Genomic DNA, 20,874 nt, shown 5'->3' with positions numbered 1-20,874 from the left:
CCTACCGGCTGACCGGCAGGGTGATGCTGCTGAGCCCGGCGCGGACGGACAGCTCCGTCCCGGCCGGGTACCGCAGCGTGTAGTCGTAGTCGGTGGAGATCAGCACCACACCCAGCCGGTGTCCCTTCCTGAAGACGTAGTCCTGCGGCTGCATCCCCCACTCCAGGGCGTACTCCCGTCCTTCGACGACCTTGCTCTGCCACTCGATGGAGTGCCGGTTGCGGATGTCGAGCCAGCCGCGGGACACGATCTTGAAGTCGGCGGTCTCGGTGCGGTGCCTGGTCCGGTAGGCGCAGCCGGTGTCACCGGGGATGCCCTCGCCGTAGCAGACGAGCTGCGAGGTGTCCGCGACGGTCCCGGCGGTCGCGCGGGTGTCGGTGCCGTAGTCGACCAGCAACGCGGTCACATACGGTGACGAGCCGGCGAGCGAGGCCCGCACGGACATCTCCGGGACACCGTTGACCCGCAGGTCCGCCGGGAGCGGCCCGGTCGTGTACGCGAGCCGGTCCGGGCGGGCCGTGCCGGGGGCCGCGACCAGCTGCTCGGCGGGGACCGTACGGCCCGCGTCGGTCATCGACTGCCGCACCGGCGGCCCGGGCAGTGGCGAGAGCCCGCCGGCGTTCAGCCGCAGGGTGAGGTCGCGGGTGGAACGGTCGGGCCACTCCGACTGCTGCCGCCAGGTGAAGTCGGCCTGCTCCACATCGACGCGCGGCGCGGTCAGGGCCCCGTTGTCCAGCCCGTACAGCCAGTGGTCGAACCACTGGTGCAGCTGCTTCAGCCACTCCTCCATGCGCAGCGGCATCGGATTGCTGTGGCCCGCCTGGTGCAGCCACAGCTTGCGCGGTACGTCGTGCCGCTTCAGCGCCTCCCACAACTGACCGAAGTGCTGCGTCTTCACGTTCCAGTCGTTGCCGCCGTGCACGACGAAGACACCGGCCTGGATCTTCTGCACGTCCTGCAGATAGTCCCGCTCCTTCCAGAAGCGGGTGAAGTCCCCGGTCACCCGGTCCTGTTCGGCGGTCAGCCGGTCCAGTACGGGCTTGCAGACCTCCCGGTCGGCACGGCTGTAGACGGCCTTCGCCAGGACGTCGGTGTCCTCCCCCTGGAAGCCGCCCGGCGCGACCACCCCGCCGCCCGCGCGGTAGTAGTCGTACCAGGAGGAGATCCCGGAGATCGGCACGATCGCCTTGAGGCCCTCGACTCCGGTCGCCGCCACGGCCGTCGGGAGAGTGCCGTTGTACGAGATCCCCATCATGGCCGTGTTGCCGGTCGACCAGGCGGCGCCGATCGGCCTGCCCTCCAGGTCCCAGCCCCGGGCGCGGCCGCCCAGCCAGTCGACGGCCGCCTTCGCCCCGAGGGTCTCGTTACGGCCGCCGGAGGTCGGGCACCCGGTGGAGCCGCCGGTGCCGAGGCTGTCGAGCTGCGCAACGGCGTAGCCGCGCGGCAGGAAGTAGTTGTCGGTGTATCCGGACCAGGGGACGGAAGGGCCGGAGAGCGCGTACGGGCCCACGAGCCCGGGTACCCGTTCCTGCGGCACGAGCCGCCTGCCCGCCGGCAGACCGTCCTCGTCCACATCGACGTTGTGGAACGGCACGTCGTTGCCGCCGCCCCAGTAGGGGCTCGCCTCGACGATCGTGGCCACCTTCAGCCCCGCGTCCGTCTCCTTCGGCCGCAGGATCCGCATCCGTACGGTGTCGCGCCGGCCGTCGCCGTCACTGTCCACCTCGGTCTCGATGTCGACCTGTTGATGAATCGCGTCGGCCCGGGAGAAGACCGGCTGGGTCTCGTCGCCCCCCCGCCATACGACGCTCAGCGCGGGAGTCCCCGCCTGCGCTGCCGGGGCAGGCAGCGCCGTCAGCAGGGAGGCGGCAAGAACCGCCGTGGCCCCTGTCCGTAATCCCCGCAGAAAGTGGGATCCACGAGTCGTACGTGTACCGGTGGGTCTCGCCATCGTGCCTGCCTCCACGGGCCGGAGTGGGTGACGATCACGCGGGAAGCGCACGCATATTCCACCGCTTGCGGCTCAGCGACACCAGACCGCAACAGCCGTGTCGCCCGCCCCTGTTGCCGTGCTGTTGTGTCCCCACCGGCGACGGCCTAGCGTTCCCTCATGAGGCACAAGGCGTACCGCCCGGCCAGGACTGCCGTCTGTGCGGCCCTGACCGCCGGTCTCCTCGCGACCGGGGCCGGCTGCTCCGACGACGCGGACCGCGGGGCCGACGGGCCGCGTCCGGCCCCTTCACCACGCACCACATCGCCCCAGGAGCTGTGCACGACTCTGATCACCCGGTGGGGGCAGCAGCTCCTCGCCGCCGGCGACAGCGGCTACGGCGACTACCAGTCGATGGGCCTGTCCAACGCCCAGTACGAGATCCTGCGCCACGTCCTGGATGCCGCCCGTGCCGAGCGACACCGCAACGGACCCGACTCCGCCGACAAGTTGATGAGACGTCAGGCCGATGAGCTGTGCGCGGAGCGCTACCGCGACGGCGTCCCGACCGGCGGGCCCTGGCAGTGAGCGGCGTCGGCCCCGTCGAACCCGGCGAGGACACCTACGCCGCCGACGCCTCACCGCGGCCGCCGCGCCGGGGACCGGCCCGGCCACTGACGGCATTCACGGCACGCCACCGCAGGATCCTGCTCCCGGCCCTCCTCCTCGCCGCCGTGATCGCCGCGGCGGCGACTCTCCACGCCACCCGGCCGCGCCCCGATCCCGGCCCCTGGCCCGCCCAGGTGGTCTCCATGTCGTACGAAGGCGCGGACCTCGGGGCCGGCGCCCGGGCGGGCGGCGCGCTGCGTTTCTCCGTACGGATCGTCACCGCCTCGGGCCCTCCCGTCACGGTGGAGAAGATCGGGCAGCCCTCCGAGGGCCTGGGTCTCGCCGCGACACCGAATCCGCCCTTTACGGTGAAATCCGGGTCTTTCCGCACCGTTGCGATCGCGATCAAGGTGAGCGACTGTGCAAACGCGCCACGGAATGCCGGACTGCCTTTCCTCGATGTAACGCTGCGTAATGCGCGCGCAAAACAGGACCAGAGTTTCATCCTGGGCGACCGGTACGCCCGGGACCTGGCCCGGGCCGTGACCGACTACTGCGAGCAACCACCACGGCTGTCATGACCAAAAACAGAAAACAGTCATGCACTGCATGCCGCAAATCCGATCGGGATAACAAGAGCGTCACAGCCTTGCCCAGACCCGTGCTGAATTCCCATTTACCCGCTTAGAGTCACCGCCAGTCACCGCGCCACCGGATTCCTTGCCAGTAAGGCTCCAGCGCTCGACTCGGCTCTCCATGAGGGGCAGCCGTGCCAGGTGAAAGGACCCAGCATCGTGCGTCAACGTTCGCTCATAGCCATAACCGCTGCTCTTGCCGCGGGGGCACTCACCCTCACCGCCTGTGGCTCGCGCGACGACAACGGCGGAGACTCGGCGGCCGGTGGCGACACCACCGTGGTCATCGGAGTCGACGCGCCGCTCACCGGCGACCTCTCGGCGCTTGGGCTCGGCATCAAGAACTCCGTTGACCTCGCCGCCAAGCAGGCCAACGAGAAGAAGTACGTCAAGGGCGTCACCTTCAAGGTGGAGGCGCTCGACGACCAGGCGCAGCCCTCCTCGGGCCAGCAGAACGCCACCAAGCTCGTCGCCGACAAGGACGTCCTCGGCGTCGTCGGCCCGCTGAACTCCTCGGTCGCCGAGTCGATGCAGAAGGTCTTCGACGACGCGAAGCTCGTCCAGGTGTCGCCCGCCAACACCAACCCGGCCCTGACCCAGGGCCCGGCCTGGAACACCGGCACCAAGAAGCGCCCGTACAACTCGTACTTCCGCACGGCCACCACGGACGCCATCCAGGGCCCGTTCGCCGCGCAGTACCTGTTCAACGACGCCAAGAAGAAGAAGGTCTTCGTCGTCGACGACAAGAAGACCTACGGCGCCGGCCTCGCGGCCACCTTCAAGGCCGAGTTCACCAAGCTGGGCGGCAAGGTCGCCGGCGAGGACCACGTGAACCCGGAGACCAAGGACTTCTCCGCGGTCGCCACCAAGATCAAGAACTCGGGTGCGGACGTCGTCTACTACGGCGGCGAGTACCCGGCGGCCGGTCCGCTCAGCAAGCAGATCAAGAAGGCCGGTGCCAAGATCCCGCTGGTCGGCGGCGACGGCATCTACAGCGCCGAGTTCATCAAGCTCTCCGGCAAGGAGGGTGAGGGCGACCTCGCCACCTCCGTCGGCGCGCCGGTCGAGACCCTCCCGTCCGCCAAGGAGTTCGTCGCGAACTACAAGGAGGCCGGTTACAAGGAGGCCTTCGAGGCCTACGGCGGCTACTCCTACGACTCCGCCTGGGCGATCATCGAGGCCGTGAAGAAGGCCGTCGACGACAACGGCGGCAAGCTTCCCGAGTCCAAGGAAGCCCGCAGCAAGGTCCTCGACGCGATGAAGGGCGTCTCCTTCGACGGCGTGACCGGCAAGGTCGCCTTCGACGAGTTCGGCGACGCCACCAACAAGCAGCTCACCGTCTACCAGTACAAGGGCGGCGCCTGGGCTCCCGTCAAGTCCGGTACCTTCGCGGGCTGAACCGGCTGAACAACACTCCGCATCACATTCATGGCCGCGCGGGGCGCTGCACCAAGCGTCCCGCGCGGTGTCATATCCGGCGAAAGACTTCGGAGGACCTGCGGTGAACGAGCTGCCGCAACAGCTGGTCAACGGCCTGCTACTCGGATCGATGTACGGGCTGGTCGCCATCGGCTACACGATGGTCTATGGCATCGTCCAGCTCATCAACTTCGCCCACGGCGAGATCTTCATGACCGGAGGCTTCGGTGCCCTCACGGTCTGGCTGATGCTCCCGTCGGGCACCACCATGTGGGTGGCCCTGCCACTCATGATCATCGGCGCGATCATCGTCGCCACCACCATCGCGGTCGGAGCGGAACGCTTCGCCTACCGGCCGCTGCGCAACGCGCCACGACTCGCACCGCTCATCACGGCCATCGGCCTGTCCCTCGCCCTCCAGCAGGCCGTATGGGCGTGGTACCCCGGCGCCAAGTCCTCCCTGTCCTTCCCGGAGATCCCCGGTGGCCCCTTCCACCTGGGCAGCGTCACCATCCAGACCGGTGACGTCTTCCTGCTGATCGCAGCCCCCGTCTCCATGGCGATCCTGGGCTACTTCGTCATGAAGACCCGCACCGGACGCGGTATGCAGGCCACCGCCCAGGACCCCGGCACCGCCAAGCTCATGGGCATCAACACCGACCGCATCATCGTGGTCGCCTTCGCCCTCGGTGCCGCCTTCGCCGCCATCGGAGCCGTCGCCTACGGCCTCAAGTACGGCGAGGTCAACTTCAAGATGGGCTTCCTGCTCGGCCTCAAGGCCTTCACCGCCGCCGTCCTCGGCGGCATCGGCAACATCTACGGCGCCATGATCGGCGGCCTCGTCCTCGGCATCGCCGAGACCATGGCCACCGCCTTCATCGCCGACGTCCCTGGCATGCAGCAGCTCGGCGGACAGGCCTGGGCCGATGTCTGGGCGTTCGTACTCCTCATCCTCGTGCTGCTCTTCAGGCCCCAGGGCCTGCTGGGCGAGCGCGTGGCGGACAGGGCGTGATCAACATGACTACTGAGACCACCACCGCGGAAACCCCGCGCAAGAACGACGTCAGCGCGAACACAGGCCTCATCGCCCTGCCCCCGCGCATCGCCCGGGCCACCGCCACCGCCGGCGGCGCCCTCGCCGTCGTCTCGGCCTTCATGTCCTGGACCTGGACCGCCGCGTTCCCCGGCAACCTCACGGTCTACGGCTACCCGGGCGGGCTCCAGTGGCTCGTCCTCATCGGCGGCGCCCTGACCGCCCTGTTCGGCCTCGCGTCGTACGGCGTCAAGGGCACCCGCTGGCTCGCCCCCGCCGGGGCGGACGGGGCCATCAAGCTCGCCGCGGTCGGCACCTTCGCCACCGCCTGGTACACGGTCATCGCGATCAGCGTCCAGCTCGGCGGCCTCGTCAACCTCGAGCCCGGCGGCATCCTCGTCGCCGTCGCCTCCCTCGCCGCCCTCATCGGCGCGCTGGCCCTGCCGTTCGAGCGGCCCGTGACCGAGCCCGCCGACCCCGACGACACCCGCGTCGACCAGTTCAAGCACAACGCCGGCAACGCGTGGACGACCTTCAAGGCCGCCTTCGCCAGCGGCACCGCCACCCCGGCACCCAAGCTGCCCGGCTGGGTCGAGATCCTCATCCTCAGCGGTGTACTCGCACTCGGACTCGCCGTCTTCACCTACGGCATCGGCACCGAGTACGACGAGCTGTTCATCGGCTTCCTCCTCACCGCCTGCTTCACATTCGCCTCCCTCAACAAGGCCGGACTCGCAGCACGCGTCTCCGCGATCGCCGCACGCCACCGCAACGTGGCCATGGTCGGCGCCTTCGCCGCCGCCGCGGCCTTCCCCTTCACCCAGTCCGACGACCAGTACGCGACCATCGGCGTCAACATCCTGATCTTCGCCACCGTCGCCCTGGGCCTCAACATCGTCGTCGGCCTCGTCGGCCTGCTCGACCTCGGATACGTCGCCTTCCTCGGCGTCGGCGCCTACGCCGCCGCCATGGTCTCCGGCTCCCCGTCGTCGCCGTTCGGCCTCCACCTGCCCTTCTGGGCCGCCATCCTCGTCGGCGCCGCCGCCTCCATGATCTTCGGCGTCCTCATCGGCGCCCCGACCCTGCGACTGCGCGGCGACTACCTCGCCATCGTGACGCTCGGCTTCGGTGAGATCTTCCGCATCGCCGTCAACAACATGGACGGAACCTCCGGTCCCGACATCACCAACGGCTCCAACGGAATCTCCTCCATCCCGAACCTCAACCTCTTCGGGATCGACTTCGGCGCCGAGCACACCATCGCCGGATTCACCATCGGCCGGTTCGCCAACTACTTCCTGCTCATGCTGCTGATCACGCTCGTCGTCGTGGTGGTCTTCCGCCGCAGCGCCGAGTCCCGCATCGGCCGCTCCTGGGTCGCCATCCGCGAGGACGAGACCGCCGCCGAAGCCATGGGCATCAACGGCTTCCGCGTCAAGCTCATCGCCTTCGCCCTCGGCGCCTCCCTCGCCGGCCTCGCCGGCGCGGTCCAGGCCCACGTCACCTACACCGTGACGCCCGAGCAGTACCAGTTCGCCCACGTCGTGCCGCCCAACTCGGCCTTCCTGCTCGCCGCGGTCGTCCTCGGCGGCATGGGCACCATCAGCGGTCCGCTCGTCGGCGGCGCACTGCTCTACCTCATCCCGAACAAGCTCCAGTTCATGGGCGAGTACCAGCTCTTCGCCTTCGGTGTCGCGCTCATCCTCCTCATGCGCTTCCGCCCCGAGGGCCTGATCCCCAACCGCCGCCGCCAGCTCGAGTTCCACGAGAACGAGGAAGCGCCCGCCACCCTCACCAAGGCAGGTGCCTGAACATGACCACCGACACCACCACGAAGGCGCCCGCAACCAGCGGCGAGACCGTCCTCGACGCCCGAGGCGTCACCATGCGCTTCGGCGGACTCACCGCCGTACGCTCCGTCGACCTCACCGTCAAGAGCGGCGAGATCGTCGGCCTGATCGGCCCCAACGGCGCCGGCAAGACCACCTTCTTCAACTGCCTCACCGGCCTCTACATCCCCACCGAGGGCGAGGTCCGGTACAAGGGCACGGTCCTGCCGCCGAAGTCCTTCAAGGTCACCGCCGCCGGCATCGCCCGCACCTTCCAGAACATCCGGCTCTTCAGCAACATGACCGTGCTGGAGAACGTCCTCGTAGGCCGCCACACCCGCACCAAGGAAGGCCTCTGGTCCGCCCTGCTGCGAGGCCCCGGCTTCCACAAGGCCGAAGCCGCCTCCCGCGAGCGAGCCATGGAACTCCTGGAGTTCGTCGGCCTCGACGCCAAGGCCGAACACCTCGCCCGCAACCTCCCCTACGGTGAGCAGCGCAAGCTGGAGATCGCCCGCGCCCTCGCGAGCGAGCCCGGACTGCTCCTGCTCGACGAGCCCACCGCGGGCATGAACCCGCAGGAGACCCGGGCAGCCGAAGAACTCATCTTCGCCATCCGGGACATGGGCATCGCCGTCCTCGTCATCGAGCACGACATGCGGTTCATCATGAACCTCTGCGACCGCGTGGCCGTCCTCGTCCAGGGCGAAAAGCTCATCGAGGGCGACAGCGCCACCGTCCAGAGCGACGAGCGCGTCATCGCCGCCTACCTCGGCGAGCCCTTCGAAGGCGCTCCCGGCGCCGAAGAAGCGGCAGAGGTCGCGAAGGCGGAGGCACAGGCCGAGCAGGCCGAGGCCGAGGCTGAGGCTGAGGAGGCGGACGACGCCGACGCCGCGGACGACGCGGACGACGCCTCGACCGACGGCGACAACGACAGCGACGACGCCGACAGCACCACCGCCCAGGCCTCCGGCTCTGGCAAGGAGAACGACTCATGACCGCACTGCTCGAAGTCGAGGACCTGCGCGTCGCCTACGGCAAGATCGAGGCCGTCAAGGGCATCTCGTTCAAGGTCGAAGCCGGCGAGGTCGTCACCCTCATCGGCACCAACGGCGCCGGCAAGACCACCACCCTGCGCACCCTCTCCGGGCTCCTCAAGCCCGTCAGCGGCCAGATCAAGTTCAACGGCAAGTCGCTGAAGAAAGTCCCCGCCCACCAGATCGTCTCGCTCGGACTCGCCCACTCCCCCGAGGGACGGCACATCTTCCCGCGCATGACGATCGAGGACAACCTGCTCCTCGGCGCCTTCCTCCGCAACGACAAGGAAGGCATCGCCAAGGACGTCCAGCGCGCCTACGACCTCTTCCCCATCCTCGGGGAACGTCGCAAGCAGGCGGCAGGCACCCTCTCCGGCGGCGAACAGCAGATGCTCGCCATGGGCCGGGCCCTCATGTCCCAGCCCAAGCTGCTCATGCTCGACGAGCCCTCCATGGGCCTCTCCCCGATCATGATGCAGAAGATCATGGCAACCATCGCCGAGCTCAAGGCCCAGGGCACCACCATCCTGCTCGTCGAGCAGAACGCCCAGGCCGCACTCTCCCTGGCCGACCACGGCCACGTCATGGAGATCGGCAAGGTCGTCCTCTCCGGCAGCGGACAGGACCTCCTCCACGACGAGTCCGTCCGCAAGGCCTACCTCGGCGAGGACTGAGCACACCCGTACGACACAAGGAGGCCCGCACCCCCAGCCAGGCGGTGCGGGCCTCCTCGCATGCACGTCCTCGTTATGTACGCGCACAGCGGTACGCGTACAGCCGGGGCTACTGCTCCTTCGCGGCCTTCTTCTCCTCGGCGTCCTCGATGACCGCCTCCGCCACCTGCTGCATCGACAGCCGCCGGTCCATCGACGTCTTCTGGATCCACCGGAACGCGTTCGGCTCCGTCAGCCCGTACTGCGTCTGCAGAATCGACTTCGCCCGGTCCACCAGCTTCCGCGTCTCCAACCGCTGGGCAAGGTCCGCGACCTCCTTCTCCAGGGCCCGCAGCTCCGCGAACCGCGACACCGCCATCTCGATCGCCGGCACCACGTCACTCTTGCTGAACGGCTTCACGAGATACGCCATCGCACCGGCGTCCCGCGCCCGCTCCACGAGATCGCGTTGCGAGAACGCGGTCAGCATCAGGACCGGCGCGATCGACTCCTCCGCGATCTTCTCCGCGGCGGAGATCCCGTCCAGGATCGGCATCTTCACATCGAGGATGACCAGGTCCGGCCGGTGCTCCCGGGCGAGCTCGACGGCCTTCTGCCCGTCACCGGCCTCGCCGACGACCTGGTAGCCCTCTTCCTCGAGCATCTCTTTGAGGTCGAGGCGGATGAGCGCCTCGTCCTCGGCGATGACGACACGGGTCGTCAGCGGCGGGACGTGCGACGTGTTCGCGCCGACGTCGGCGACGGGCTGGGGCGACTCGGGCTCGGGGGCGGTCACGGTACTCCTCGCTGCGGGGCAGGTGCTCTTCAAAAGCCTACCTAGCTGAAGCGCTCACTGGTCACCGGGTACACTGCGACAGGCGAACCTGGCCGGGTTGGCGAAATGGCAAACGCTGATGTCTCAAACACATCTGCCCGAGAGGGCTTGCGGGTTCGAGTCCCGCACCCGGTACCACGCCAGGAAGCGGATGTTCACGTTCTCGTGAACATCCGCTTTTTGCTACTCGGCGCCACGATCAGTTGCCCAGAGTGGCCGTATGAACTTCCACGGCACTGATGTGCGCCAGAAGGCCCTCTCGCTGCTGCGCAGCGGGGCAAGAAATGCGGACGTTGCGCGCAAGCTCCAGGTACCCAGTGGCACGATCAGCTACTGGAAGCACATGGATCGAGCGAAACGCGGCGAGTGCCCTGGCAAACACGATCCGAAGTGCCCCCGGTGCGACGGGCGAGAGCTGGTCGAGCCCGCGTACGCCTACCTACTCGGCCTGTATCTCGGCGACGGTCACATCATCCAGTACTCCGGGCACCGCGTACCCAGCCTCATGATCACCTGCGCCGAGGACTGGCCGGGCCTCATGGACAAGTGTGAGGCGGCGATGCGTGCCGTCTTTCCCGACAACTCGGTCTGCCGGGTGCGCAGGACGGGCTGCCGCAACGTAAAGGTGTACTCCAACCATCTCTGGTGCATGTTCCCGCAACACGGCCCTGGCAAGAAGCACGAGCGCCAGATAGCCCTCGACCCCTGGCAGCAGGAGATCGTGGACGCCCATCCGTGGGAGTTCATCCGCGGGCTGATTCACTCGGACGGGTGCCGGATCACCAACTGGACCACCCGCCTGGTCGGCGGCGAGCCCAAGCGCTACGAGTACCCGCGGTACCTCTTCACCAACGTCTCGGACGACATCCGGCGGCTCTACACCGACACCCTCGACAAGCTCGGCGTCGAGTGGAAGCACTGCACCCGCAACGGGCAGCCGTACAACATCTCCGTAGCCCGACGCGCATCCGTCGCCCTCATGGACACCCACGTCGGGCCGAAGTACTGACCCGGACCCGGCCCCTACCTCGGGCTGTCGTCCTCGCCGATGTGGTGCACCCGCACCAGGTTCGTCGAGCCCGGCACTCCGGGCGGGGAGCCCGCCGTGATGACCACGATGTCGCCCTTCTCGCAGCGGCCGATCTTCAGGAGCTGCTCGTCGACCTGGGCGACCATCGCGTCGGTGGAGCCGACGTGCGGGCCGAGGAAGGTCTCCACGCCCCAGGTGAGGTTGAGCTGGGAGCGGGTGGCCGGTTCCGGGGTGAAGGCGAGCAGCGGGATGGGTGAGCGGTAGCGGGAGAGCCGGCGGACGGTGTCGCCGGACTGGGTGAAGGCGACGAGGAATCTGGCGCCGAGGAAGTCGCCCATTTCGGCGGCTGCGCGGGCGACGGCTCCGCCCTGGGTGCGGGGTTTGTTGCGTTCGGTGAGTGGCGGGAGGCCTTTGGCGAGGACGTCTTCCTCGGCGGCTTCGACGATGCGGCTCATCGTTTTGACGGTTTCGATGGGGTGTTTGCCGACGCTGGTCTCGCCGGAGAGCATGACGGCGTCGGTGCCGTCGATGACGGCGTTGGCGACGTCGGAGGCTTCGGCGCGGGTGGGCCGGGAGTTGTCGATCATCGAGTCGAGCATCTGAGTGGCGACGATGACCGGTTTGGCGTTGCGTTTGGCGAGTTTGATGGCGCGCTTCTGGACGATCGGGACCTGTTCCAGGGGCATTTCTACGCCGAGGTCGCCGCGGGCGACCATGATGCCGTCGAAGGCGGCGACGATGTCGTCGATGTTGTCGACGGCCTGGGGCTTTTCGATCTTCGCGATGACGGGGAGGCGGCGGCCTTCTTCGTCCATGATGCGGTGGACGTCCTTGATGTCGCGTCCGCTGCGTACGAAGGAGAGGGCGATGACGTCGGCGCCGAGTCGGATTGCCCAGCGGAGGTCTTCGATGTCCTTCTCGGAGAGTGCGGGGACGGAGACGGCGACGCCGGGGAGGTTGAGTCCTTTGTGGTCGGAGATGACTCCGCCTTCGATGACGGTGGTGCGGACGTGGGGTCCGTCGACGGCGGTGACTTGGAGGGTCACGCGGCCGTCGTCGACGAGGATGCGCTCTCCGGTGGTGACGTCGGTGGCGAGGCCGGAGTAGGTGGTTCCGCAGGTGTGGCGGTCGCCTTCGACGGATTCGACGGTGATGGTGAATTCGTCGCCGCGTTCAAGCAGTACGGGTCCTTCGCGGAAGCGTCCGAGGCGGATCTTCGGGCCTTGAAGGTCGGCGAGGACGCCGATGCTGCGGCCGATTTCGTCGGAGGCTTTGCGTACGTGCTGGTAGCGCTCCTCGTGCTCGGCGTAGGTGCCGTGGCTGAGGTTGAATCGGGCGACGTCCATTCCGGCCTCGACCAGTGCCTTGATCTGGTCGTATGAGTCGGTGGCGGGCCCCAGTGTGCAGACGATCTTTGCTCGGCGCATGGTTCGAGCCTATGGCTTACCCGCGGGTAGAGAATTGGTTGCGCATGACTACTCAACAACCTTTGCGTGAAGGGTTATTGACAAGTATTGAATTGTGCATGGGGGTGCTCTTTTGAGCAATTAAACGGCCGGGGCGCTGCTACAGCTGCGGCGGCGTCATCGTGAAGCGGGCGTTGACCTGGGCGTAGACCGTCTGGCGCTGGGGTTCGAGGTCGAGGGCCGGGGCGGATTCGTCGGCGGCGGCCGTGAAGGCGGCGGTGCGCATGGCGCCGGGGGCCGGGGGCATGCCGTAGGGCGTCGGGGCCTCCGCGCCCAGGTCGGCGAGTTCGACGAGGGCGGCGAGGCGGGCGCCGAGGGCGTCTGCGTATTCGCGGGCGCGCTGTACGGCTTCGTGGACGGCTTGGCGGCGGGCTTCGCCGTGGGCCGGGGAGTCGGGGCGCAGGGACCACCAGGGGCCGTCGACGCGGGTGAGGTCGAGGTCGGCGAGGCGGGTGGTGAGTTCGCCGAGGGCGGTGAAGTCGGCGAGGACGGCGGTGATGTGGACGCGGCCGTGGTAGGCGCGGACGCGTTCGCCGCGGCCGTGCTTGGTGAGTTCCGGGCTGATGGAGAACGCGCCGGTCTCGAGCTTCTCCACGGAGTCGCCGTAGGACTTGATGAGTTCCAGTACCTTGCTGTTGCGGCGGGTGAGGTCTTCCAGGGCGCTGCGCCGGTCGGTTCCTCGGGCGCTGACGGTCACGCCGATCCTGGCGATTTCCGGGTCGACTTCCAGCCGCGCTTCGCCGCGCACCGCGACTCGCGGTGTCTCGGGGGTTCCGTAGGGTGCCGGTGCTGCGGTGTCGCTGGTCATGGTGAGCTCCCTCGCTGTTGTCCTCGAATGACTTTCGCACGGGGGCACTCTGCGCCAGACTCTACGCGCGTTGTGCCACGCGCGTAGTTCCACTGAACGAGGGAGATCACATGCCGCTGAATCGCAGGACGTTCCTGGGCCGTTCGGCCGCCGCCGGGGCCGGGGTCGCCATGGCCGGGAGCGTCGCCGTCCCGGCCGAGGCGCATGGCCGCGGAGAGCGGCGGAAGCGGTACTCGTTCACCGTGATGGGCACCACCGACCTGCACGGCAACGTCTTCAACTGGGACTACTTCACGGACAAGGAGTTCGACGACAAGAACCACAACGACGTCGGGCTGGCGAAGATCTCCACTTTGGTCAATGAGGTCCGTGCGGAGAAGGGGCGGTGCAACACGCTCCTCATCGACGCCGGTGACACCATCCAGGGCACCCAGCTGTCGTACTACTACGCCAAGGTCGACCCGATCACGGCTCGCCGTGGTCCGGTCCACCCCATGGCCCAGGCCATGAACGCGATCGGCTACGACGCCGCAGCGCTCGGCAATCACGAGTTCAACTACGGCATCCCGGTGCTGCGCAAGTTCGAGGAGCAGTGCGATTTCCCGCTGCTCGGCGCCAACGCCCTGGACGCGAAGACGCTGCGTCCCGCTTTCCCGCCGTACAGCATGCACCGGATACGCACCCCGTTCGGGCGGGATGTGCGCGTCGCGGTCCTGGGGCTCACGAATCCGGGTATCGCGATCTGGGACAAGGCCAATGTCAGCGGCCGGATGGTGTTTCCCGGTCTTGAGGAGCAGGCCGCGAAGTGGGTGCCGAAGCTGCGTTCCATGGGCGCCGATGTGGTGATCGTGTCGGCGCACTCGGGGTCCAGCGGCACGTCCTCGTACGGTGATCAGCTGCCGTACGTCGAGAACGCCGCGGGGCTCGTCGCCGAGCAGGTGCCGGGTATCGACGCGATCCTCGTCGGGCATGCGCACACGGAGATCGCGGAGTACTTCGTCACCAACAAGCAGACCGGCAAGCAGGTGGTGCTGTCCGAGCCGCTCAAGTGGGGTCAGCGTCTGACACTGTTCGACTTCGATCTCGCGTGGGAGAAGGGGCGCTGGACCGTGGAGAAGGTGGCCGCGAAGGTCCTCAACTCCAACACCGCCGCCGAGGATCCGAAGATCGCCGGGCTGCTCGGTGACGAGCACAAGAAGGTCGTCGCGTACGTCAATCAGGTCATCGGCGCCTCGGCCGTGGCCATGGCCACGGCCGAGGCGCCGTGGAAGGACGAGCCGATCATCGATCTGATCAACCATGTCCAGGCGGAGACGGTGAAGGCGGCGCTGGCGGGCGGGCAGTACGCGGCGCTGCCGGTGCTGTCGCAGGCGTCGTGTTTCTCCCGTACGGCGGCGATCCCGGCCGGGCAGGTGACCATCAGGGAGGCGGCCGGTCTCTACCCGTTCGAGAACACGCTGGAGGCGCGGCTCATGACCGGCGCGCAGCTCAAGGACTATCTGGAGTACTCGGCTCGGTATTACGTGCAGACGCCGGCCGGGGCGCCGGTGGATACGGCGAAGCTGACGAATGCCGACAGCATCCCGGACTACAACTACGACGCGGTCTCGGGTCTGACGTACGAGATCGACATCGCGAAGCCGGCCGGCTCCCGGATCGTGAATCTGTCCTTCGAGGGCAAGCCGCTGGATCCGGCGGCGCAGTTCGTGCTGGCGGTGAACAACTACCGGGCCAGTGGCGGTGGCGCGTTCCCGCATATCGCGAAGGCGCAGCAGGTGTGGGCGAATTCGGATGAGATCCGTAACACGATCATTCAGTGGGTGCAGGGGAAGGGGACGGTGGATCCGGCCGCGTTCGCGACGGTCGGGTGGAAGCTGACCCGGGACGGCGCTCCCGTGTTCTAGGACGTGTTGCCTTAGCGAGGCTCGGCTTAGCGCCGGTCCTCGAGTGGAGTGAGTGGGGGCGCCTGGCCCGGGATGCCGGGCGCCTCTCGCCGTTCCAGGCCGAAGCTGGTGAAGGCGGTTCGCCGCGGCAGCGGGTAGGGCTCCTTGCCGGTGAGGGAGTTCAGGATCGTGGCGCTGCGCCAGGCGGCGAGGCCGAGGTCGGGGGCGCCCACGCCGTGTGTGTGCCGTTCCGCGTTCTGCACGTACACGGAGCCGGTGACGGTGGGGTTGAGGACGAGGCGGAACTGGTCGTCGATGCGTGGCCGTTCGGAGGAGTCGCGGAGCATGTACGGGTCGAGGCCGGCCAGGATCCGGTCGAGGGGGCGCTCCCGGTAGCCGGTGGCGAGGACGACCGCGTCGGTGGTGAGCCGGGAGCGGGTGCCTTGCTGGATGTGTTCGAGGTGGAGTTCGACCTTGGTGGTGGCGACGCGGCCGGCGGTTCTGACCAGGACTCCGGGGGTGAGGACCGCGTCGGGCCAGCCGCCGTGGAGGGTGCGGCGGTAGAGCTCGTCGTGGATGGCGGCGATGGTGTCGGCGTCGATGCCTTTGTGGAGTTGCCACTGCTGGGGGACGAGTCCGTCGCGTACGGATTCGGGCAGGGCGTGGAAGTAGCGGGTGTAGTCGGGGGTGAAGTGTTCGAGGCCGAGCTTGGAGTACTCCATGGGGGCGAAGGCTTCGGTGCGGGCCAGCCAGTGGAGCTTTTCCGTTCCGGCGGGTCGGGCGCGCAGCAGGTCGAGGAAGATTTCGGCGCCGGACTGGCCGGAGCCGATGACGGTGATGTGCTCGGCGGCGAGGATCTGCTCGCGGTGTTCGAGGTAGTCGGCGGAGTGGTGGACCGGGACGGTGGGGGCTTCGGCGAGGGGTTTCAGCGGTTCGGGGACGTATGGTTCGGTGCCGATGCCGAGGGCGATGTGGCGGGCGTGGGCGCGGCCGAGTGACTCGGCTCCTCCGTTGGTGTCGAGCTGGGTGAAGTCGATTTCGAACAGGGATCGTTCGGGGTTCCAGCGCACTGCGTCGACCTGGTGTCCGAAGTGGAGTCCGGGGAGCCGGCCGCTGACCCAGCGGCAGTACGCGTCGTATTCGGCGCGCTGGATGTGGAAGCGCTCGGCGAAGTAGAAGGGGAAGAGCCGGTCCCGGGTCTTGAGGTAGTTGAGGAACGACCAGGGGCTTGCCGGGTCGGCGAGGCTCACCAGGTCGGCGAGGAAGGGCACTTGGAGGGTGGTGCCGTCGATGAGCAGGCCGGGGTGCCAGTGGAAGTCGGGGCGTTGCTCGTAGAAGGTGGTGGCGAGGGCGCCGCCGTCTGCTCCGTGGGGCAGCCCGTGGGCGAGGGCGGCGAGTGAGAGGTTGAACGGCCCGATGCCGATGCCCACGAGGTCGTGGGGCTGGTCGAGGTCTGGGGCGCCGGGGGCGGGCGTGCCGGTCATCGGGGGGTGCTGCCTTCCACGAGTGCGGTGAGTGTGCGGAGGTCGTCCGGGGTGGTGTGGGGGTTGAGCAGGGTGGCTTTGAGCCAGAGCCGGCCGTCGGCGCGGGCTCGGCCGAGGACGGCGCGGCCTTGGTGCAGGAGGCGGCGGCGGATGGTGGCGACGGTGTGGTCGTTCGCGCCGCGCGGGCGGAAGAGGACGGTGGAGAGGACGGGCCGTTCGTGGAGCTCCAGGGCGGGGTGCTTCTCGATGAGGTCGGCGAGGTCCTGGGCGGCGGCGCAGGCGTGGTCGACGAGGGCGGCGAGTCCGCTGCGGCCGAGGGCGCGGAGGGTGACGGCGATCTTGAGGATGTCGGGGCGTCGGGTGGTGCGCAGTGAGCGGCCGAGGAGGTCGGGCAGTCCGGCTTCGGTGTCGTCGTCCGGGTTGAGGTAGTCGGCGGTGTGGCCGAGGGGGGCGAGCAGGGCGCTGTCGGGGACGGCGAGGAGGCCTGCGGCTACCGGCTGCCAGCCCAGTTTGTGCAGGTCGAGGGTGACGGACCGGGCCCGGTCGAGGCAGCGCAGCAGATGGCGGTGGCGGGGGCTGAACAGGAGGGGTCCGCCGTAGGCGGCGTCGATGTGGAGTTCGGCGCCGTGCCGGTCGCAGAGGGCGGCGATGTCGGGGAGCGGGTCGATGCGTCCGGTGTCGGTGGTGCCGGCGGTGGCGGTGACGAGGACCGGGATGCGCGGGCCTTGCTGTTCGGTGAGGGCGTCGTCGAGGGCGGTGAGGTCGGTGGTGCCGCCGGGGGCGGGGACGGTGACCGGTTCGGGGAGGCCGAGCAGCCAGGCGGCGCGGCGGACCGAGTGGTGGGTGTGGGTGCCGCAGACGACCTGGACGGAGCCGTGGCGCTCGCGGGCGAGGAGCAGGGCGAGCTGGTTGGCTTCGGTGCCGCCGGTGGTGACGAGGGCGTCGGGCCGTTCGCCGTGCGGATACACCTCGCGGGCCAGGGTCCGGGTGACCTCGGCTTCCAGTGCGGAGGCGGCGGGCGCCTGGTCCCATGAGTCCAGGGACGGGTTGAGCGCGGATGCGGCGAGGTCGGCGGCGACGGCGAGTGCGAGCGGCGGGGTGTGCAGGTGGGCGGCGCACCGCGGGTCGGCGGGGTCGGCGGCGCCGTAGGCGAGGGCCTGTACGAGGGTGCTGAGCGCTTCCTCGGCGCCGCGGCCGTCGGCGGGGATGACGGGTGTGACGGTTTCCCACACGGCCCTGCTCACCTCGCCGGGCCCGCCCGGGGGAAGCGGCCCGCCGCGGGCGACCGCTCCCGCCCTGAGCGAGTCGAGCACGACAGTGAGCAGGGGCCGCAGGGCGTCGGGCCCTGCGGCCCCTCCGGCGAGGGGCGGGATGGTCATGCCCCCAGCGTGGACGTGACGGGGGCGTTGTGCCCGGGCTCCGCCGCGATCTCAACCCGAAAGGAGGACTGTTCCGCGAACCGTCAGCGCCCGGCGCAGGTCGTCGAGTTGGTCGACGAGCTTGCGGCGCAGGGCCGGGATCATCTCGGTGTCGCGGAGGCAGTCCTCGCCGAGGCGGAGGGCTTCGGTGTCCACGGCGTGGACGGGGAAGGCGTAGCGCCCGGCGGCTTCGGCGATGGCGGGGCCGCGGCGGGCGGCGACGGCGATGGCGGAGGGGTAGAAGCGGGGCACGTACTCCCGTACGAGTTCGGCCTGTTCGGGCTGCCAGAAGCCCTGGGCGGTGGCGGTGAACAGGTAGTTGGAGAGGTCGTCGGAGTCGAACATCCGGGACCAGGCGGCTGCCTTGGCCTGCGGGGTGGGGAGGGCGGCACGGCAGCGGGCGGCGCCTTCCTGGCCGGTGGCGCTGGGGTCGCGGTCGAGTTCGGCGGCGATCTCGGTCTCGTCGGTGGCGCCGAGGACGGCGAGCCGGGCGAGGATGCGCCAGCGCAGTTCCGGGTCGAGGTCGGGGCCGCCGGGGACGCTGCCGCTGCCGAGCCAGTCGTGGAGTCCGTTCGGCTGGGCGGCGGCGTCGATGAAGTGGCGGACGGCGGTGAGTCGCAGGCTCGGGTTGTGGCCGTCCTCGGTGCGGCGGATCAGGTCGCGGGTGAGGTCGGTGAGCAGGGCGAGCGCGGCCGGGCGGGCCTCGGGGGCGAGGTAGCGGTCGGCGATGTGCGTGGTGGCGAATGTGAGGACGCCCTGGACGACGGCGAGGTCCTGCTCGTGCGGGAGGTGGGCGCGGGCGGCGTCCAGGTAGGCGGTGGGGGCGAGTTCGCCGTCGCGGACCATGTCGCGTGCGGCGTTCCAGACGACGGCGCGGGTGAGCGCGTCGGGGAGGCCGGAGAGGGAGCGTACGGCGCTGTCCCAGGAGGTGGGGTCGAGGCGGACCTTGGCGTATGTCAGATCGCTGTCGTTGAGGACGACGAGGGCGGGGCGGCGGCCGGCCGAGGTCGTGGGGGCGGTCTGCGGGATGTCGGCCTCGAAGCGGTCGCGCAGGACGAGGCGGCCGGGCTCGACGGGGTCCTCGTCGTAGGCGCCGACGGCGATACGGTGCGGGCGGCTGCCGTCCTGGGCGATGTCCAGGCGCCAGGTGCCGTCGGCCTCGGCGACAGCGGGGGTGAGGGTGTCGACGCCGGTGGTGCGCAGCCACTGGTCGGCCCAGACGTGGACGTCCCGGTCGGTGGCCTCGGCAAGGGAGTCGATGAAGTCGGCGAGGGTGGCGTTGCCGAAGCGGTGCCGCGCGAAGTGGATGTTGATTCCGGCGAGGAAGTCCTTCTCGCCGAGCCAGGCGACGAGCTGGCGGAGCGCGGAGGCGCCCTTGGCGTAGGAGATGCCGTCGAAGTTGAGCAGTGCGGAGGCGGTGTCGGGCACGGCGTCGGGGTCGGGGGCGACGGGGTGGGTGGAGGGGCGCTGGTCGGCGTCGTAGCCCCAGGCCTTGCGCACGATCCCGAAGTCGGTCCAGGTGTCGGTGAAGCGGGTGGCTTCGGTGAGGGTCTGGTAGCCCATGTACTCGGCGAAGGACTCGTTGAGCCAGATGTCGTCCCACCAGCGGAGCGTGACGAGGTCGCCGAACCACATGTGGGCCATCTCGTGGGCGATGACCATGGCGCGGGTCTGGCGTTCGGTGTCGGTGACCGCGGAGCGGTAGACGAATTCGTCGCGGAAGGTGACCAGGCCCGGGTTCTCCATGGCGCCGGCGTTGAACTCGGGGACGAAGGCCTGGTCGTAGGAGTCGAAGGGGTACGGCTCGTCGAACTTCTCGTGGTAGCGGTCGTAGCAGTCGCGGGTGATGGAGAGGATCTCCTCGGCGTCGGCGTCCAGGTAGGGCGCGAGCGACCGGCGGCAGTGGATGCCGAAGGGCAGCCCGGCGTGCTGGGTGCGTACGGAGTGCCAGGGGCCGGCGGCGACGGCGACGAGGTAGGTGGAGATCAGCGGTGTGGGCGTGGCGGTCCAGCGGCCGTCCGCCTGGTGCGTCGTGATGCCGTTGGCGAGGACCGTCCAGCCCTCGGGGGCGGTGACGGTGAGTTCGAAGACCGCCTTGAGGTCGGGCTGGTCGAAGGCGGCGAAGACGCGCTGGACGTCCTCCATGAAGAGCTGGGTGTACGTGTACGTCTCGCCGTCGGCGGGGTCGGTGAAGCGGTGCATGCCTTCGCCGGTGCGGGAGTAGCGCATCGCGGCGTCGATGCGCAGTTCGTGCTCGCCCGCGGTGAGGCCGGTGAGCGCGAGCCGGTTCCCGTCGAGTGCCTCGGGGTCGAGGTGGTGGCCGTCGAGGGTGACGGAGCGCAGGGTGGCGGGCTTGAGCTCGACGAAGGTGTCTCCAGCCGCGCGGGCCGTGAACCGGATCACGGTGTGGGAGTCGAAGGTGTCTTCTCCGCCGGTCGTCAGATCGAGGTCGATCGTGTACCGGTGGACGTCGAGGAGCTGGGCTCGGGTCTGCGCTTCGTCGCGCGTCAGTACGGACATGAGGGCCATGCTGCCTGATGGGCCGGGGCGCGGTCAGGGGGGTGGCGTTGCGCTGAGAGCGCACGCGGGGGGCGACGCTTCACGGCAGGCCGTTCCAGCGGCTGCCCGCGAAACGGGACAGCGCGGCGTCGGGCTCCGGTGGCACGTCGGGCTCGAAGCCCAGGTGCCGGAGGGGGACCCGGCCGTCCCCCGCGAGGGCGAGGTGGCCGGTCGCTAGGACGTCGTGGTTGGCGAACGGCGGCTCGTAGATGCGGTGCGTTCGGCCCAGTCCGAAGACCCACTCGGCGG

At 69.1% G+C, this 20,874-nt stretch carries 17 protein-coding genes and 1 tRNA gene; 10 read left to right on the top strand and 8 right to left on the bottom strand.

The window, feature by feature from the left end:
• Position 1: 1 nt before the first annotated feature.
• Positions 2 to 1,951 carry a Xaa-Pro dipeptidyl-peptidase gene (locus ACZ6ZQ_RS34535; RefSeq protein ID WP_469772471.1) on the bottom strand — a complete coding sequence of 650 codons (1,950 nt, stop codon included), beginning with the start codon at positions 1,949 to 1,951 and terminating at the stop codon, positions 2 to 4.
• A gap of 159 nt (positions 1,952 to 2,110) precedes the next feature.
• Here ACZ6ZQ_RS34535 and ACZ6ZQ_RS34530 point away from each other — a divergent pair, with 159 nt between their 5' ends.
• The 7 genes from ACZ6ZQ_RS34530 (at position 2,111) to ACZ6ZQ_RS34500 (ending at position 9,163) form a co-directional block, all read left to right on the top strand.
• A complete protein-coding gene (locus ACZ6ZQ_RS34530; RefSeq protein ID WP_469772470.1) occupies positions 2,111 to 2,518 on the top strand; it encodes a hypothetical protein in 408 nt (135 codons plus the stop codon).
• A complete protein-coding gene (locus tag ACZ6ZQ_RS34525; RefSeq protein WP_469772469.1) occupies positions 2,515 to 3,120 on the top strand; it encodes a Tat pathway signal sequence domain protein in 606 nt (201 codons plus the stop codon). The genes ACZ6ZQ_RS34530 and ACZ6ZQ_RS34525 overlap by 4 nt, the downstream gene beginning before the upstream one ends.
• 213 nt (positions 3,121 to 3,333) lie before the next feature.
• Positions 3,334 to 4,572, top strand: a complete 1,239-nt coding sequence (locus ACZ6ZQ_RS34520; protein ID WP_469772468.1) for a branched-chain amino acid ABC transporter substrate-binding protein — start codon at positions 3,334 to 3,336, stop codon at positions 4,570 to 4,572.
• 103 nt (positions 4,573 to 4,675) lie between these two features.
• Complete coding sequence (locus tag ACZ6ZQ_RS34515; RefSeq protein ID WP_469772467.1) at positions 4,676 to 5,605, top strand: branched-chain amino acid ABC transporter permease; 930 nt, start codon at positions 4,676 to 4,678, stop codon at positions 5,603 to 5,605.
• Between the two features lie 5 nt (positions 5,606 to 5,610).
• A complete protein-coding gene (locus ACZ6ZQ_RS34510) occupies positions 5,611 to 7,437 on the top strand; it encodes a branched-chain amino acid ABC transporter permease (RefSeq protein WP_469772466.1) in 1,827 nt (608 codons plus the stop codon).
• A 2-nt stretch (positions 7,438 to 7,439) separates the two neighbouring features.
• A complete protein-coding gene (locus tag ACZ6ZQ_RS34505; RefSeq protein WP_469772465.1) occupies positions 7,440 to 8,450 on the top strand; it encodes an ABC transporter ATP-binding protein in 1,011 nt (336 codons plus the stop codon).
• Positions 8,447 to 9,163 (top strand): ABC transporter ATP-binding protein, encoded by a 717-nt coding sequence (locus ACZ6ZQ_RS34500; protein WP_453658711.1) that lies wholly within the window; start codon positions 8,447 to 8,449, stop codon positions 9,161 to 9,163. The genes ACZ6ZQ_RS34505 and ACZ6ZQ_RS34500 overlap by 4 nt, the downstream gene beginning before the upstream one ends.
• Before the next feature lie 109 nt (positions 9,164 to 9,272).
• Here ACZ6ZQ_RS34500 and ACZ6ZQ_RS34495 read toward each other — a convergent pair whose 3' ends face one another.
• Positions 9,273 to 9,938, bottom strand: coding sequence for an ANTAR domain-containing response regulator (locus ACZ6ZQ_RS34495; RefSeq protein ID WP_469772464.1), 666 nt, complete (start codon positions 9,936 to 9,938; stop codon positions 9,273 to 9,275).
• Between the two features lie 91 nt (positions 9,939 to 10,029).
• Between ACZ6ZQ_RS34495 and ACZ6ZQ_RS34490 the strand changes: the two genes are divergently transcribed.
• Both ACZ6ZQ_RS34490 and ACZ6ZQ_RS34485 read left to right on the top strand, forming a co-directional pair.
• Positions 10,030 to 10,115, top strand: a tRNA-Leu gene (locus ACZ6ZQ_RS34490).
• Between the two features lie 82 nt (positions 10,116 to 10,197).
• A complete protein-coding gene (locus ACZ6ZQ_RS34485) occupies positions 10,198 to 10,986 on the top strand; it encodes a helix-turn-helix domain-containing protein (RefSeq protein WP_469772463.1) in 789 nt (262 codons plus the stop codon).
• 14 nt (positions 10,987 to 11,000) lie between these two features.
• Here the strand turns inward: ACZ6ZQ_RS34485 and pyk are convergent, their stop codons facing one another.
• Positions 11,001 to 12,434, bottom strand: a complete 1,434-nt coding sequence (gene pyk, locus ACZ6ZQ_RS34480; RefSeq protein ID WP_469772462.1) for a pyruvate kinase — start codon at positions 12,432 to 12,434, stop codon at positions 11,001 to 11,003.
• 139 nt (positions 12,435 to 12,573) lie between these two features.
• A complete protein-coding gene (locus ACZ6ZQ_RS34475) occupies positions 12,574 to 13,281 on the bottom strand; it encodes an SIMPL domain-containing protein (protein WP_469772461.1) in 708 nt (235 codons plus the stop codon).
• Between the two features lie 110 nt (positions 13,282 to 13,391).
• On the opposite strand from ACZ6ZQ_RS34475, the gene ACZ6ZQ_RS34470 reads away from it, so the two are divergent.
• Positions 13,392 to 15,185: a bifunctional metallophosphatase/5'-nucleotidase gene (locus ACZ6ZQ_RS34470; RefSeq protein WP_469772460.1), complete on the top strand. Its 1,794-nt coding sequence runs from the start codon at positions 13,392 to 13,394 to the stop codon at positions 15,183 to 15,185.
• A gap of 26 nt (positions 15,186 to 15,211) precedes the next feature.
• Here the strand turns inward: ACZ6ZQ_RS34470 and ACZ6ZQ_RS34465 are convergent, their stop codons facing one another.
• The 4 genes from ACZ6ZQ_RS34465 to ACZ6ZQ_RS34450 form a co-directional block, all read right to left on the bottom strand.
• Positions 15,212 to 16,648 (bottom strand): lysine N(6)-hydroxylase/L-ornithine N(5)-oxygenase family protein, encoded by a 1,437-nt coding sequence (locus ACZ6ZQ_RS34465; RefSeq protein WP_469772459.1) that lies wholly within the window; start codon positions 16,646 to 16,648, stop codon positions 15,212 to 15,214.
• Positions 16,645 to 18,027 (bottom strand): pyridoxal phosphate-dependent decarboxylase family protein, encoded by a 1,383-nt coding sequence (locus tag ACZ6ZQ_RS34460; protein ID WP_469772458.1) that lies wholly within the window; start codon positions 18,025 to 18,027, stop codon positions 16,645 to 16,647. Before ACZ6ZQ_RS34460 ends, ACZ6ZQ_RS34465 begins: the two co-directional genes overlap by 4 nt.
• 51 nt (positions 18,028 to 18,078) lie before the next feature.
• Positions 18,079 to 20,586, bottom strand: a complete 2,508-nt coding sequence (pepN, locus tag ACZ6ZQ_RS34455; protein ID WP_469772457.1) for an aminopeptidase N — start codon at positions 20,584 to 20,586, stop codon at positions 18,079 to 18,081.
• A gap of 79 nt (positions 20,587 to 20,665) precedes the next feature.
• A partial coding sequence (locus ACZ6ZQ_RS34450) for a hypothetical protein (RefSeq protein ID WP_469772456.1) occupies positions 20,666 to 20,874 on the bottom strand: 209 nt, incomplete at its 5' end.

This window comes from Streptomyces sp. NPDC053673, assembly GCF_055585225.1.
The sequence above is the reverse complement of the archived record's forward strand: the minus strand, read 5'-3'. Positions and strand labels throughout refer to the sequence as shown.